The following is a 14447-nucleotide window of genomic DNA, read 5'->3' as shown; positions in this document are numbered from 1 at the left end:
GAACACTTCGACCCTACCTCCGGCCGCTTCCCAACCACGTTCTGTGGGTATTCCCCTGGCGTGAGGGAGAGCGCAAGGGTGAAGATCGGACACACCTCGACAGTCTTTGTGATCTAGGGGTTTCAATCGACACCCACCCAGGTAGGGTCTGGAAGCGTCCAGCTCCCCTTGGAGGAGGTGAGGACCGTGGCAGCCCACGACGACGACATGAACCGCGGCATCCGCCCGGGACGAGGGTCCGACGACCCGTCCGGGCAGATTGCCTACCTTGAGCAGGAGATCGCCGTCCTGCGGCGCAAGCTCGCCGACTCTCCGCGACACACGAGGATTCTCGAAGAGCGGATCGTCGAGCTGCAGACAAACCTGGCCGGCGTGTCCGCACAGAACGAGCGGCTCGCCAACACACTCCGAGAGGCCCGCGACCAGATCGTGGCCCTCAAGGAGGAAGTCGACCGGCTCGCACAGCCCCCGGCCGGCTTCGGTGTCTTCCTGGTCGCCAACGAGGACGGCACGGCCGACATCTTCACCGGAGGCCGCAAACTCCGCGTGAACGTCAGCCCCAGCGTCGAGCTCGAAGTGCTACGACGCGGCCAGGAAGTGATGCTCAACGAAGCTCTCAACGTGGTCGAGGCCATGGAGTACGAGAGCGTCGGCGACATCGTCACCCTCAAGGAGATCCTCGAGGACGGCGAGCGCGCCCTGGTACAGGGGCACACCGACGAGGAACGGGTGGTACGGCTCGCCGAGCCCCTCCTGGACGTCGTCATCCGCCCCGGCGACGCCCTCCTGCTCGAACCCCGATCCGGGTACGTCTACGAAGTCGTACCGAAGAGCGAGGTCGAGGAACTGGTCCTCGAAGAGGTACCCGACATCGGCTACGAGCAGATCGGCGGCCTGGGCAACCAGATCGAGATGATCCGCGACGCGGTCGAACTCCCGTACCTCCACCCCGACCTCTTCAAGGAGCACGAACTCAGGCCGCCCAAGGGCGTCCTGCTCTACGGGCCCCCCGGATGCGGAAAGACACTCATCGCCAAGGCCGTCGCCAACTCGCTGGCCAAAAAGGTCGCCGAAGTCACCGGCCAGGCCACCGGCAAGAGCTTCTTCCTCAACATCAAGGGCCCCGAACTCCTCAACAAGTACGTCGGCGAGACCGAGCGGCAGATCCGCCTCGTCTTCCAGCGCGCTCGTGAGAAGGCCAGCGAGGGCACCCCCGTCATCGTCTTCTTCGACGAGATGGAATCCCTCTTCCGCACCCGCGGATCCGGCGTCAGCTCGGACGTGGAGAACACCATCGTCCCCCAGCTCCTCGCCGAGATCGACGGCGTGGAAGGCCTGCAGAACGTGGTCGTCATCGGCGCCTCCAACCGTGAGGACATGATCGACCCCGCCATCCTGCGCCCCGGCCGCCTCGACGTGAAGATCAAGATCGAACGTCCGGACGCCGAATCCGCCAAGGACATCTTCCAGAAGTACCTCACCGACCGCCTCCCGCTGCACCCCGAGGACGTGGGGGAGCACGGCGGCGACAAGGGCGCCACGGTCCAGAGCATGATCCAGACCGCCGTGGAGCACATGTACACGGAATCCGAGGAGAACCGCTTCCTGGAGGTCACCTACGCCAACGGTGACAAGGAAGTCCTCTACTTCAAGGACTTCAACTCCGGCGCCATGATCGAGAACATCGTGGGCCGGGCCAAGAAGATGGCGATCAAGGACTTCCTCGACCACAAGCAGAAGGGCATCCGCGTCTCCCACCTCCTCCAGGCATGCGTGGACGAGTTCAAGGAGAACGAGGACCTCCCCAACACCACCAACCCCGACGACTGGGCCCGGATCTCCGGAAAGAAGGGCGAACGGATCGTCTACATCCGTACGCTCATCACCGGAAAGCAGGGCGCAGACACCGGGCGCTCCATCGACACGGTGGCCAACACCGGTCAATACCTGTAAAAGACGGGGTGGCTGCGGGTGCCCTCACCGGGTACCCGCAGCCAACTGTTTTTCAGGCCACAGCCGGAGCAAGGCAATGACGCAAATGATCTCCCCACCAGCGCAAAGGCGTTCTAGGCTCTTTCGTACCGCCGAGGCGCGCAGTGCGGGGACGGGCACCGCACACGCACCGGAGCGCCAGCGGTACTTGAGCGGCGTCCCCGACCGAGGACACCGCCGGGCAAGGAGGGCCGCATGACCGTACGGCGAGTAATGGGCATCGAGACGGAGTACGGGATCTCCGTCCCCGGCCACCCCAACGCCAATGCCATGCTCACCTCGTCCCAGATCGTCAACGCCTACGCGGCGGCGATGCACCGGGCGCGGCGGGCCCGCTGGGACTTCGAGGAGGAGAACCCGCTGCGGGACGCGCGGGGCTTCGACCTCGCCCGCGAGGCCGCCGACTCCAGTCAGCTCACCGACGAGGACATCGGTCTCGCCAATGTCATCCTCACCAACGGCGCGCGACTGTACGTCGACCACGCACACCCCGAATACAGCTCCCCCGAAGTCACCAACCCCCGCGACGCCGTCCTCTGGGACAAGGCCGGCGAACGCATCATGGCCGAAGCCGCCGAACGCGCCGCGCAGCTCCCCGGCGCCCAGCCGATCCACCTCTACAAGAACAACACCGACAACAAGGGCGCCTCCTACGGCACGCACGAGAACTACCTGATGAAGCGGGAGACCCCCTTCTCGGACATCGTGCGCCACCTCACGCCGTTCTTCGTCTCCCGCCAGGTCGTCACCGGCGCAGGCCGCGTCGGCATCGGCCAGGACGGCCACGAACACGGCTTCCAGCTGAGCCAGCGCGCGGACTACTTCGAGGTAGAGGTAGGCCTGGAGACGACGCTGAAGCGCCCGATCATCAACACCCGGGACGAGCCCCACGCGGACGCGGAGAAATACCGCCGCCTCCACGTGATCATCGGCGACGCGAACCTCTCCGAGATCTCGACCTACCTGAAACTGGGCACGACGGCGTTGGTCCTGTCCATGATCGAGGACGGCTTCATCGCGGTCGACCTGGCCGTGGACCAGCCGGTCCGCACGCTCCACCAGGTGTCCCACGACCCGACGCTCAAGCGCCTGGTCACGCTCCGCAGCGGCCGCACACTGACCGCCGTACAACTCCAGATGGAGTACTTCGAGCTGTCGCGCAAGTACGTGGAGGAGCGGTACGGGGCCGACGCGGACGACCAGACCAAGGACGTCCTGGCCCGCTGGGAAGACACCCTGAACCGCCTGGAGAACGACCCCATGAGCCTTGCCGGCGAACTCGACTGGGTCGCCAAACGAGAACTCATGGAGGGCTACCGCCGCCGCGACGACCTCGACTGGGACGCCGCCAGGCTGCACCTGGTCGACCTCCAGTACGCGGACGTACGGGCCGAGAAGGGCCTTTACAACCGCCTGGTGGCCCGTGGCCGTATCAAGCGCCTGCTGGACGAGGACGAGGTCGAGAGGGCCCGTACGAAGCCCCCGGAGGACACGCGCGCCTACTTCCGCGGACGCTGCCTGGAGCAGTACGCGGACGACGTCGCGGCGGCCTCCTGGGACTCGGTGATCTTCGATCTGCCGGGCCGGGATTCGCTCCAGCGCGTCCCAACCCTTGAGCCGCTTCGCGGAACGCGTAATCACGTGAAAGAGCTCCTGGACCGCTGCCGCACGGCAGAAGACCTGGTCAGGGTCCTGTCGGGCCACTGAGTAGGTGTTGGGGCCGGGACGCCCGGGCAGGGTGGAAAGTGTGGCGTCCGGGAATCATCGAGGTGGTTCCCGGACGTTGTAGCAACAGCGGGGCCAATGTCGGACCCTGCTTGTAGGGTCTGATCAAGAACGTCGAACCGAGCGGGGTGAGGGTTATGGCGACCAAGGACACCGGCGGCGGACAGCAGAAGGCGACGCGCAGCACCGAGGAGGTCGAGGAGGCACCTGAGGCACAGGTATCCGAAGACCTCAAGGAGCGCCAGGAGAAGCTGAGCGACGACGTGGACTCCGTCCTGGACGAGATTGACGATGTCCTCGAGGAGAATGCGGAGGACTTCGTTCGAAGTTTCGTTCAGAAGGGCGGCGAGTAGCCTTCGAATCAAAGGCTCCGGGGGCGCTTAGCTTGGCAAGCGAAGAGGGCTTGAAGCGTTGCTCGCGGTGCAGGGAATCAAAGCCGCGAGCAGCCTTCGCCAGCAACAAGGCGGCCCGTGACGGGTTGCAGGCCTACTGCCGAGAGTGCTGGGCGCAATATCACCAGACCCGGCAGCTGGCGAAGGGAAAGAATGTACGGCCCCGTGTGGAGACGCCGGAGGGTCACAAGTTCTGTCGGAGCTGTGGTGAGGTCAAGCCGCACAGTGAGTGGCATCGCAATGCAACAGCCTCCGACGGTCTTTCGACGAGTTGCGGAGCCTGCCTGGCAAGCAAGGGCCGTGCAGGGCATCTGAAGCGCCACTACGGCATGACGGTGGCCGAGCGTGACGAGATGGTCGCCTCTCAAATGGGGCTCTGCGTGATCTGCCTGAAAGCTCCTGCCATTCATGTGGATCACTGCCACGAGACGGGTAGGGTCCGTGGCGTACTGTGCTTCAACTGCAATTCGGCCATCGGCAAGTTGGGAGATGATCCCGACGCTGTTCGTCGGGCTGCCGCCTACTTGGAAGGATCCCCGTGGAAGCCAACACTCGTAGCACCGGGCGTCTACCGGCTGCCTTCCTGACGCCTGGGTCGTCGTCCTTCATGGACTTCCTGTCCGACCATCAGCCGGAGATGCTTCCGGGCAAGCGGCAGCTGCCGCCCACCCAGGGCGCGATCGAGGCGCCGCACGGCACCACCATCGTGGCTGTCACCTTCCCGGGTGGTGTCGTGCTTGCCGGTGACCGGCGGGCGACCATGGGGAACGTCATCGCGCAGCGGGACATCGAGAAGGTGTTCCCGGCCGATGAGTACTCGGCCGTCGGGATCGCCGGCACCGCCGGTCTCGCCGTCGAGATGGTCAAGTTGTTCCAGCTCGAGTTGGAGCACTTCGAGAAGGTGGAGGGTGCGCAGCTCTCGCTGGAGGGCAAGGCGAACCGGCTGTCCACCATGATTCGTTCGAACCTCGGTATGGCCATGCAGGGTCTTGCCGTGGTGCCGCTGTTCGCCGGGTTCGATGTGGACCGGGGGAAGGGGCGCATCTTCTCGTACGACGTGACGGGTGGGCGTTCCGAGGAGCAGGGGTATGCCGCGACCGGGTCGGGGTCGATCTTCGCGCGTGGTGCGATGAAGAAGCTGTATCGCCGTGATCTGACTGAGGCGGATGCGACGACGCTGGTCATCCAGGCGTTGTACGACGCGGCGGACGACGATTCGGCGACCGGTGGTCCTGATGTCGCGCGCCGGATCTACCCGATTGTCACTGTGATCACCGAGGACGGTTTCCGCAGGTTGACGGACGAGGAAGGCGCCGAGATCGCCCGTTCGATTCTGGAGCGGCGTCTTGAGCAGCCCGACGGCCCGCGTGCCGCGCTGCTGTAGTGCCTCTTCTTGTTCAGGTGGTCCAGTGACTTCGACAGAAAGGGACGGTTAACCGGTGTCGACGCCGTTCTATGTCTCACCCCAGCAGGCGATGGCCGACCGGGCGGAGTACGCCCGTAAGGGCATCGCGCGTGGTCGCAGCCTGGTTGTGCTGCAGTATGCCGATGGCATCGTGTTCGTCGGCGAGAACCCGTCCCGTGCGCTGCACAAGTTCAGCGAGATCTATGACCGGATCGGCTTCGCGGCTGCCGGCAAGTACAACGAGTACGAGAACCTGCGGATCGGTGGTGTGCGGTATGCCGATATGCGTGGGTACACGTACGACCGTGCCGATGTGACGGCTCGTGGTCTGGCGAACGTGTACGCGCAGACGTTGGGCACGATCTTCTCGTCGGCGGCGGAGAAGCCGTACGAGGTCGAGCTGGTGGTGGCCGAGGTGGGGGAGACCCCGGACGGTGACCAGATCTATCGGCTGCCTCATGACGGGTCGATCGTCGATGAGCATGGTTCGGTGGCGGTCGGTGGTAATGCCGAGCAGATCAGCAGTTATCTGGATCAGCGTCATCAGGACGGGTTCTCGTTGGCCGAGGCGCTGAAGTTGGCGGTTCAGGCGCTGTCGCGGGATACGAACGGTACCGAGCGGGAGATTCCGGCGGAGCGGCTGGAGGTGGCGGTGCTGGATCGTACGCGTCCTCAGAAGCGGAAGTTCAAGCGGATCGTCGGTCGTCAGCTGGGTCGGTTGCTGGAGGCCGACGGGGCGTCCACGGAGGCGGAGAGCGCCGCCGAGGAGGAGTAGTCGCCGCCCTCGTTCTTCTTTGTTGGTTCGCACCCCGGTTGCCTTTGGCGGCCGGGGTGCGGGCGTTGGTGGGGGTTCAAGGGCTGCGGGGCGGTGCTGTGGAGTCTCGTACGACGAGTTGGACGGGGATGTCGCCCTGGGTGGGGGTGCGGCCGTCGAGGACGGCGAGGAGGGCTTGCATGCCGCGTTCGCCGAAGAGTTCGGCGTCGAGTCGTACGGTCGTCAGCTCGGGGTCGATGGCGGTGGCGAGGGCGAGGTCGTCGAGGCCGGTGACGGAGAGGTCGTCGGGGATGCGCAGGCCGAGGCGGCGGATGGCCTTGTAGGCGCCGGCGGCGAGTTTGTCGTCGTCGCAGACGAGGGCGGTGGGGTGGGGCCCGGGGGCGGTCAGGGCGGCTGTGGTGGCCTGCTGGGCGCCCTCGATGGAGATGGGGGCGTGGATGGTGCGTACGCGTGTGTCGGGGACGGTGGCGAGGCGTGTGGCGAGTTCGTGGGCGCGTACGGCGAAGGTCCAGGAGGGGATGTCGGCGGCGAGGTGGAGGAAGTGGCGGTGGCCGAGGGCGAGGAGGTGGTCGGCGACCTGGCGTACGCCGTCGGCGATGTCGAGGTTGACGGTGGCGGCGCCGAGGCTGCCGTGGGGGTCGCTGTCGAGCATGACGAGGGGGAGTTGGTCGCCGCGGATGGCGGTGAGGGCGTCGGCGGCCATGGAGGAGGCGAGGACGCCGTCGAGGGCGGCCCGGGCGGAGTGGAAGGGGTCGCGGGCGGGGCCGATGCCTTCGGGGGAGGGGTAGAGGACGACGCCGAAGCCGTGTTCGGCGGCGATGCGGGCGGCTCCGGTGTAGACGCCGGCGAAGAACTCGGTTGTGAGGGCGGGGACGACGAGGAGGACGGTGCGGGTGTGGCCGAGGCGGAGGTTGCGGGCGGCGAGGTTGGGGCGGTAGCCGAGTTCGCGGGCGGCTTCTCGTACGCGTTCGGCGGTGGTCTCGGAGACGCGTCCGCGCCACTTGTCGCCGAGGACGAGGGAGACGGCGGCCTGGGAGACGCCCGCGGCCTGGGCGACGTCACGGCTGGTGGGTCGGGTGCTACCTCGTGCCACCGTGGGCCTGCTCCTTCGTGTGGACGTGCGGACAGCGCACATGGTACGTATGGCAGGCGACGTTATACGTACAACCTCCGGCGTCGCGGTTGACGGGAAGGGCTGGTCATGGCGTCGGGATACCTGGAGATCCTCAGGGCGCGGCACGCGGTGCGGCTGCTCGTGGGCACCCTGGTGGGCCGGTTGCCGAACGCCACGGCGGCGATCGCGATCGTGCTGTTCGTGCGGGCCGAGGGCGGTACCTACAGCCTCGCCGGCGGGCTCGCGGCGGCGTACGGGGTGGCGAACGCCGTGGGGCAGCCGCTGCTGGGGCGCCTGGTGGACCTGTACGGGCAGCCGCGGATCCAGTTGTCGGGCGCGCTCGTGTCGGCGTTCGGCATGGGGGTGTTCGCGTTCGCGGGCACCGATCCGCTGCCGCTCGCGTATGCCGCGGTGGCGGTCGCCGGGCTTTTCACGCCTCCATTGGAGGGCGGTCTGCGGGCGCTGTGGCCCTCTGTCCTCCGTAAGGAGGGCCAGGTGCACACGGCGTACGCGATGGACGCGGTGGCGCAGGAAGTGATGTTCACCGTGGGGCCGTTGCTGGTGACGCTGTGCGCGTCGCTGTGGTCGGCGCAGGCCGCGCTGCTCGTGCTGAACGTGATCGGGGTCCTGGGGGCGCTGTCCGTGGTGCTGTCGCCGCCCTCGCGCGCGTGGCGTTCGGCGCCGCGCGAGGCGCACTGGCTGGGTGCGCTGCGTTCGCCGGGGCTGCTGGCGATGCTGGGGGCGTTCCTGTTCGTGGGGATCGCGCTGGGGTCGATCACGGTGGCCTCGGTGGCGTACGCGGACGACAACGGTGGTGACACGGTGTACGGCTGGCTGATGGCGGCCATCGGGCTGGGTGCGCTGCTCGGCGGGTCGGTGTACGGGGCGCGGCAGTGGAGCGGGCCGGCGGAGCGGCGGCTGACGGTGCTGGTGGGGCTGCTGGCGGTGAGTTACCTGCCGTTGACGCTGATGCCGGGTGCGGTGGCGATGACGTTGCTGATGGTGCTGGCCGGAGTGTTCCTGGCGCCGGCTCTCGCATGTGTGTTCGTGCTGGTGGACCGGCATGCTCCGCGGGGGACGGTCACCGAGGCTTTTTCCTGGCTTGTGACGACGTTCACCGTGGGTGCGTCGCTGGGGACGGGCCTCGCGGGGCCGGTCGTGGAGTGGGGCGGAACGCTGTGGGGGTTCGTCGTGCCGGGGGGTGCGGGGGCCGTGTCGTTGCTGGTTCTGCTGGTCACCGGGCGGGTGCTGGCGGTGCCCGCTGGGGGTGCGGTGGTTGCGGTCTCATCGGAAAATGATCCAAACCGTGCTGCCGGATCCCGTTTCAGCTCGGGGGATCGGGCGTAATGTTCAGTCATGGACCGCCGCATTTTCGGGCTGGAGAACGAGTACGGCGTCACGTGTACGTTCAGGGGACAGCGGCGTCTGTCTCCCGACGAGGTGGCTCGGTACCTCTTCCGCCGTGTCGTGTCATGGGGCCGCAGCAGCAATGTCTTTCTGCGAAACGGCGCCCGCCTCTATCTTGACGTGGGATCACATCCGGAATACGCAACGCCGGAATGTGACAACGTGACGGAACTCGTCACCCACGACAAGGCCGGCGAGCGCATTCTCGAGGGACTCCTGGTGGACGCCGAACGACGCCTGCACGAGGAAGGAATCGCGGGCGACGTCTACCTCTTCAAGAACAACACGGACTCGGCGGGCAACTCTTACGGTTGCCACGAGAACTATCTGGTGGCCCGGCACGGGGAGTTCTCCCGGCTCGCGGACATCCTCATTCCGTTCCTTGTCACCCGCCAGCTTCTGTGCGGTGCGGGCAAGGTGCTGCAGACTCCGCGTGGTGCTGTCTACTGCGTGAGTCAGCGGGCCGAGCACATCTGGGAGGGCGTCTCCTCGGCGACGACCCGGTCCAGGCCGATCATCAACACGCGTGACGAACCGCACGCGGACGCCGAGCGTTACCGTCGGCTGCATGTCATCGTCGGTGACTCGAACATGTCCGAGACGACGATGCTCCTCAAGGTCGGTGCCACCGACCTCGTGCTGCGCATGATCGAGGCGGGCACGGTGATGCGGGACCTGACCCTGGAGAACCCGATCCGGGCGATCCGCGAGGTCAGCCATGACATCACGGGCCGTCGCAAGGTGCGGCTGGCCAGCGGCCGGGAGGCCTCGGCGCTGGATGTGCAGCGCGAGTACTACGAGAAGGCCGTGGACTTCGTCGAGCGACGGGGTATCCGTACGGGCACGGTCGCGCAGGTGCTGGAGCTGTGGGGCCGGGTGCTCGACTCCATCGAGGCCGAGGATCTGGACCGGATCGGCACCGAGATCGACTGGGTGATGAAGTACCAGCTCATCGAGCGGTACCGGGCCAAGCACAATATGACGATGTCGCATCCGCGCGTCGCTCAGATAGACCTCGCCTATCACGACATTCACCGCAGGCGGGGTCTTTACTACCTGCTGGAGAGGAAGAACCAAGCCGCCCGGATCTGCAACGACTTGAAGATCTTCGAGGGCAAGTCGGTTCCGCCGCAGACCACTCGCGCGCGGCTGCGCGGTGACTTCATCCGGCGGGCGCAGGAGCAGCGCCGTGATTTCACGGTCGACTGGGTGCATCTGAAGCTCAACGACCAGGCGCAGCGCACGGTGTTGTGCAAGGACCCGTTCCGCAGTGTCGACGAGCGGGTGGAGAAGCTGATCGCCGGTATGTGAGTCACCGGTGGACGGGCCTCCGATATGTGAGATTTGCGGCCGGGTGTGTTTCCGGAACGCAACGCGGGCGCCGTACGTTTCCCGTACGGCGCCCTTCTCACGCCGTAGAGTTGCGCGCACGCCAGCAACACAAGATCGACACCGATACGAGGCTTTCACCGTGCGCCGACGCTCAGTTCTCCTTGCCGTACCTGCCGGACTTGTCACGCTCGCCGGGTGCGGTGACGACGAGTCCGACACGAGCAAGGCCAGTGACAGCCCGTCTCCTTCGGCATCGGAGTCGGGTTCGTCCACCGCGCCGGCGCCGAAGATCGTCGACGGTCCGCTCCCGGCGGTCACCGCGGGGGCGAAGTTCGACGAGAAGCCGACGGTGGCCAAGGGCAGCGGTGAGCCGTCGAAGGACCTTGCCGTGAAGACGCTGATCGCGGGCAACGGCAAGACGGTCGTGGAGAACGACTACGTCGTGGCGAACTACCTGGGCCAGGTCTGGGACTCGGCGAAGGTCTTCGACAATTCGTACGACCGGGGGACCGCGCTGGTCATCCAGCTCGCGCAGGGCAGCATCATCGACGGCTGGCGGTACGGGCTGACGGGCAAGAAGGCCGGCAGCCGGGTCGAGATGGCCGTCCCGCCGACCTGGGGTTACGGCACGTCCGGCAACTCGCAGGCGGGTATCAAGGGCACCGACACGCTGGTGTTCGTGGTGGACGTCAAGGACACGTTCAACGCGAAGAGTTCGGCGAAGGGCAAGGTCGTCGCCCAGGACGACGCGGCTCTGCCGAAGGTCGGTACGAACACCGACGGGGCGGCTCCCTCGATCGAGGTCCCGAAGGCGACCGCGCCCACGAAGCTGGTGGCGAACTACGTCATCGAGGGCGACGGCGAAGTGGTCAAGGAGACCGAGTCGGTCCTCGTGCAGTACAAGGGCGTGCTGTGGGACACGGGCAAGGAGTTCGACTCGTCGTACAAGAACGGCCAGCTGGTCTCGTTCGGGCTGTCGCAGGTCGTCAAGGGCTGGGCGCAGGGGCTGACGGGCAAGAAGGTCGGCAGCCGCGTGATGATCTCCATCCCGCCGGCCCTGGGCTACGGCGACAACCCGCCGCAGGGCAGCGGTATCGAGAAGGACTCGGTGCTGGTGTTCTCCGTGGACATCCTCGCGAAGATGTGAGCCCTTGTGGTGACCTCTTGTGGTGACCGCTCGATGTGATCCCTTCGTGGAGGTCGGCCTGGCGCGGGCGTCGTCGCGCCGGGGATGAAAGACTGTCCGTGTTGCCTTTGTTCATTCACCAGCAGGAGCCAGAGACGTGAGCATCGAGAAGCCCGAGATCGACTTCCCCGAGGGCGAGCCGCCGGCGGACCTCCAGATCAAGGACATCTGGGAGGGCGACGGAGCCGAAGCGGTGGCGGGTCAGAACGTCACGGTCCACTACGTGGGTGTTGCCTTCAGCACGGGCGAGGAGTTCGACGCCAGCTGGAACCGGGGCAACCCGTTCAAGTTCCCGCTGGGCGGCGGCCGGGTCATCAAGGGCTGGGACCAGGGTGTCCAGGGCATGAAGGTCGGTGGCCGGCGCGAGCTGACCATCCCGGCCCACCTCGCCTACGGCAACCAGAGCCCGACGCCGGCGATCAAGCCGGGCGAGACGCTGATCTTCGTGGTGGACCTGGTCGCGGTCTGACCGTCCTCCGGTCCGATCGTCGTACGACAGTCGAATGGGATCGGGATCAGGTCGGATTGTCGTACGAAACAGGTGCGAGGTCTGACCGGACTTGATCATCTGGGGTCCATGCCTGTCCGGGCATGGGCCCTCGGCTTTTGCCGCGCCACTTCGGGGCGGTACGGTCATCCGTCGTAAGCACCATAGGGAAGGCGAAGGGCGTCGATGGCCATTGCCAAGGCAGAGCGGCTGATGAATCTGGCGCTGTGTCTGCTCGGGACGCGCAGGCCGCTGAGCAAACGCGAGCTGCGTGACTCCATCGAGGCCTACCTTGAGGCGGGCAGCGACGACTCCTTCAACCGGATGTTCGAGCGGGACAAGGACGATCTGCGCGAACTCGGCCTGGTCATCGAGACGGTGGAGAACCTCGACGGCGAGGTCGGCTACCGCGCCGGCCGTGACAGCAACCGGCTGCCGCCCATCACCCTCGACGCCGAGGAGGCAGCCGCGCTGGGCCTGGTCGCGAAGGTCTGGCAGCAGGCGAGGCTCGCCGGTGCGGCCAGCGGCGCGCTGCAGAAGCTGCGCGCGGCCGGACTGCCCGAGGACGTCGACCCGTACGAGGCCCATGGCGCCCTGGAGCCGCGCATCCCGGTGCACGAGGCCGCGTTCGAACCGCTGATGCTGGCCTGCCGGGACCGCCGCCCGGTCCTCTTCGACTACCGCAAGGCCACCGCCGCCCGTCCGGAGCCCCGTCATGTGGAGCCGTGGGCGCTGGAGTGCTGGCGCGGTCACTGGTATCTGGCGGGCTGGGACCGCGACCGGAGCGCCGAACGCGTGTTCCGGCTGTCACGGATCACCGGCAAGGTCCGCAGCCGGGGTGCGAAGTTCACCGCCGAGGTGCCCGATGTCGTCACGGTCCGCGAGACCGTCGCCAGCTGGGCGGGGGAGACGGCTGACCGGTCCGCGCTGATCCGGCTGCGGACGGGCTCCGGTTACCCCCTTCGGGCGAAGGCGTCCCAGGTCCGGGAACTCGGCGACGGCTGGGACGAGTTGGAGATTCCGTACGGGCACGGGCTGGACGCCTGGCTGGTGGAGTTCGGGCCGGACGTGGTGGTCCTGGAGCCGGCCGAACTACGCTCCGACGTGGTGGACCGGCTGCGTGCAGTGGCCAAGGGCTGAGGGGGAGCACAAGCAAGTGGCAGGCAAACCGGCCAGGCCCGTGAACGCCATCGACCAGACGCGGCGGATGCTGTCCCTGGTGACCTATCTGCGCGAGCGGCCCGGTGCGCGCGTCGGCGATGTCGCGCGCGCGTTCGGGATCACCGAGGACGAGCTGGTCTCGGACCTGGACGTGCTGCCCATGTGCGGCACCAGCTTCCGGGGTGGCGACCTGCTCGACATCGACACCGACGGCGAGCGGATCTGGTGGCACAACCCTGCCGCCCTCGGCGAGGAGGCCGCCGAACCGCTCCGGCTCGCCGCCGACGAGGCGACCGCGCTGCTGGTCGCCGCCCGCGCGGTGTCCACGCTGCCCGGGCTGCGCGAGGGCGACCGGCAGGCGCTGCTGCGAGCCACCGCCAAGGTGGAGACGGCCGCCGGTGAGGCCGCCGGCGCCAGCACCCGGCTGTCGGTGACCTTCGAGTCGGAGGGCGGGGTCTTCGCGGACGTCGACCGGGCGATCTCCGAGCGCCGCCGCCTGCGGATCCGCTACTACTCGCCCGCGCGCGACGAGGTCACCGAGCGGGAGATCGACCCGATCCGGCTGGTCAGCGTCGGGCACACCTACGTCGAGGCATGGTGCCGGCGCTCCGAGGCGCGCCGTACGTTTCGGCTCGACCGGGTCGCCGAGATCGAGATTCTGGACGAGCCGTCCGTACCGCCCGAGATAGAACTGCGGGACCTGTCGGAGGGGCTGGTGCAGCCTGCCGCCGAGGACCCCGAGGTGGTCGTCGAGGTCGGGCCCGGCGGGCGCTGGGTCGCCGAGTACTACCCGCACGACAGCGCCGATGAGCTTCCCGACGGCGGGCTGCGTATCACTTTGCGCACCCCCGATCCGACGTCGCTGCGGCGGCTGGCGCTGCGGCTCGGCCGTGACGGGCGCATCGTCTCGCCGCAGGGGCTCGCGGACAGTGCCCGGCAGGCGGCCCAGGAGGCGCTGGTGGCGTACGACGCCCCGTCGGCCGCTCAGGGCACGCAGGCGCGGGGATCCGGGGCGCGCGGAGTTCAGGACGGGCTGTACGACGGACGGGAGCAGGAGCGTTGAGCGAGTCTCCGATGTCAGGTGTTCGGGACATGACGGTTGCGGCTGCCTTCGCGGGGATGAGAAGGGTGGCGCCTGTGGTGTTCCGGGCGGCCTGCCCGGACTGTCGTGGCAACTTCGAGTTGACCGCGAGTGCGCTGCGGCTGGCCATCGGTGCCAGTAGTCGGACCACGTTCTACTCCTTCACCTGTCCCGACTGTGATGTCACTGTGCGTAAGCCTGCCGGTGAGCGGGTTGTCGAGCTGCTCACCGGGGGTGGGGTGAAGACGTTGCGGCTGGCTGGGCCGGCTTGAGGGGGTGGGGGGTGGTTTTTTCGCCCCCGCCGCCCCTGCCCGTCCCATCCCTGGGGGCTGCCGCCCCCAGACCCCCGCTGTCGGCCTGAACGGCCTCGTCCTCAAACGCCGGACGGGG

General features: G+C 67.4%; 14 protein-coding genes and 1 pseudogene. 14 read left to right on the top strand and 1 reads right to left on the bottom strand.

From position 1 onward, the window contains the following. Positions 1 to 186 precede the first annotated feature (186 nt). The 6 genes from arc to prcA all read left to right on the top strand — a co-directional run bounded on the left by arc (position 187) and on the right by prcA (position 6289). Positions 187 to 1953 carry a proteasome ATPase gene (gene arc / locus ACWDR4_RS41470; RefSeq protein ID WP_450416270.1) on the top strand — a complete coding sequence of 589 codons (1767 nt, stop codon included), beginning with the start codon at positions 187 to 189 and terminating at the stop codon, positions 1951 to 1953. Positions 1954 to 2187: 234 nt separating this feature from the next. Next, entirely contained in the window at positions 2188 to 3699 is a 1512-nt protein-coding gene (gene dop, locus ACWDR4_RS41465; RefSeq protein ID WP_450416269.1) for a depupylase/deamidase Dop, read from the top strand. A 155-nt stretch (positions 3700 to 3854) separates the two neighbouring features. Next, complete coding sequence (locus tag ACWDR4_RS41460; protein WP_006379817.1) at positions 3855 to 4070, top strand: ubiquitin-like protein Pup; 216 nt, start codon at positions 3855 to 3857, stop codon at positions 4068 to 4070. A 32-nt stretch (positions 4071 to 4102) separates the two neighbouring features. Continuing rightward, entirely contained in the window at positions 4103 to 4696 is a 594-nt protein-coding gene (locus tag ACWDR4_RS41455) for an endonuclease VII domain-containing protein (RefSeq protein ID WP_450416268.1), read from the top strand. Beyond that, positions 4648 to 5493 (top strand): proteasome subunit beta, encoded by an 846-nt coding sequence (gene prcB / locus ACWDR4_RS41450; protein ID WP_450416266.1) that lies wholly within the window; start codon positions 4648 to 4650, stop codon positions 5491 to 5493. Before ACWDR4_RS41455 ends, prcB begins: the two co-directional genes overlap by 49 nt. Before the next feature lie 55 nt (positions 5494 to 5548). Then, positions 5549 to 6289, top strand: a complete 741-nt coding sequence (prcA, locus tag ACWDR4_RS41445; RefSeq protein WP_450416264.1) for a proteasome subunit alpha — start codon at positions 5549 to 5551, stop codon at positions 6287 to 6289. Between the two features lie 76 nt (positions 6290 to 6365). Here the strand turns inward: prcA and ACWDR4_RS41440 are convergent, their stop codons facing one another. After that, positions 6366 to 7382, bottom strand: coding sequence for a LacI family DNA-binding transcriptional regulator (locus ACWDR4_RS41440; protein ID WP_450416262.1), 1017 nt, complete (start codon positions 7380 to 7382; stop codon positions 6366 to 6368). 108 nt (positions 7383 to 7490) lie between these two features. On the opposite strand from ACWDR4_RS41440, the gene ACWDR4_RS41435 reads away from it, so the two are divergent. The 8 genes and pseudogenes from ACWDR4_RS41435 to ACWDR4_RS41400 all read left to right on the top strand — a co-directional run. Beyond that, complete coding sequence (locus ACWDR4_RS41435; protein WP_450416261.1) at positions 7491 to 8750, top strand: MFS transporter; 1260 nt, start codon at positions 7491 to 7493, stop codon at positions 8748 to 8750. 9 nt (positions 8751 to 8759) lie between these two features. Then, positions 8760 to 10121: a Pup--protein ligase gene (pafA, locus tag ACWDR4_RS41430; protein WP_327693768.1), complete on the top strand. Its 1362-nt coding sequence runs from the start codon at positions 8760 to 8762 to the stop codon at positions 10119 to 10121. Positions 10122 to 10281: 160 nt separating this feature from the next. After that, positions 10282 to 11289 carry an FKBP-type peptidyl-prolyl cis-trans isomerase gene (locus ACWDR4_RS41425; protein ID WP_450416259.1) on the top strand — a complete coding sequence of 336 codons (1008 nt, stop codon included), beginning with the start codon at positions 10282 to 10284 and terminating at the stop codon, positions 11287 to 11289. 136 nt (positions 11290 to 11425) lie between these two features. After that, positions 11426 to 11797: an FKBP-type peptidyl-prolyl cis-trans isomerase gene (locus ACWDR4_RS41420; RefSeq protein ID WP_450416257.1), complete on the top strand. Its 372-nt coding sequence runs from the start codon at positions 11426 to 11428 to the stop codon at positions 11795 to 11797. Between the two features lie 204 nt (positions 11798 to 12001). Beyond that, positions 12002 to 12955 (top strand): helix-turn-helix transcriptional regulator, encoded by a 954-nt coding sequence (locus ACWDR4_RS41415; protein WP_450416256.1) that lies wholly within the window; start codon positions 12002 to 12004, stop codon positions 12953 to 12955. A gap of 16 nt (positions 12956 to 12971) precedes the next feature. Further along, positions 12972 to 14039, top strand: coding sequence for a helix-turn-helix transcriptional regulator (locus ACWDR4_RS41410; RefSeq protein ID WP_450416254.1), 1068 nt, complete (start codon positions 12972 to 12974; stop codon positions 14037 to 14039). Further along, the gene (locus ACWDR4_RS41405; protein ID WP_450416252.1) at positions 14036 to 14329 is read left to right on the top strand and encodes a hypothetical protein; all 294 of its coding nucleotides are present in this window, start codon (positions 14036 to 14038) and stop codon (positions 14327 to 14329) included. The genes ACWDR4_RS41410 and ACWDR4_RS41405 overlap by 4 nt, the downstream gene beginning before the upstream one ends. Further along, positions 14287 to 14447, top strand: a pseudogene (locus ACWDR4_RS41400) (cobyrinate a,c-diamide synthase); the annotation flags it as partial. The gene ACWDR4_RS41405 and the pseudogene ACWDR4_RS41400, both read left to right, overlap by 43 nt.

The sequence above is a fragment of the Streptomyces sp. NPDC000878 genome (genome assembly GCF_053599695.1).
Note: the sequence above shows the minus strand (reverse complement) of the source record. Positions and strands in the feature narration are given on the sequence as shown.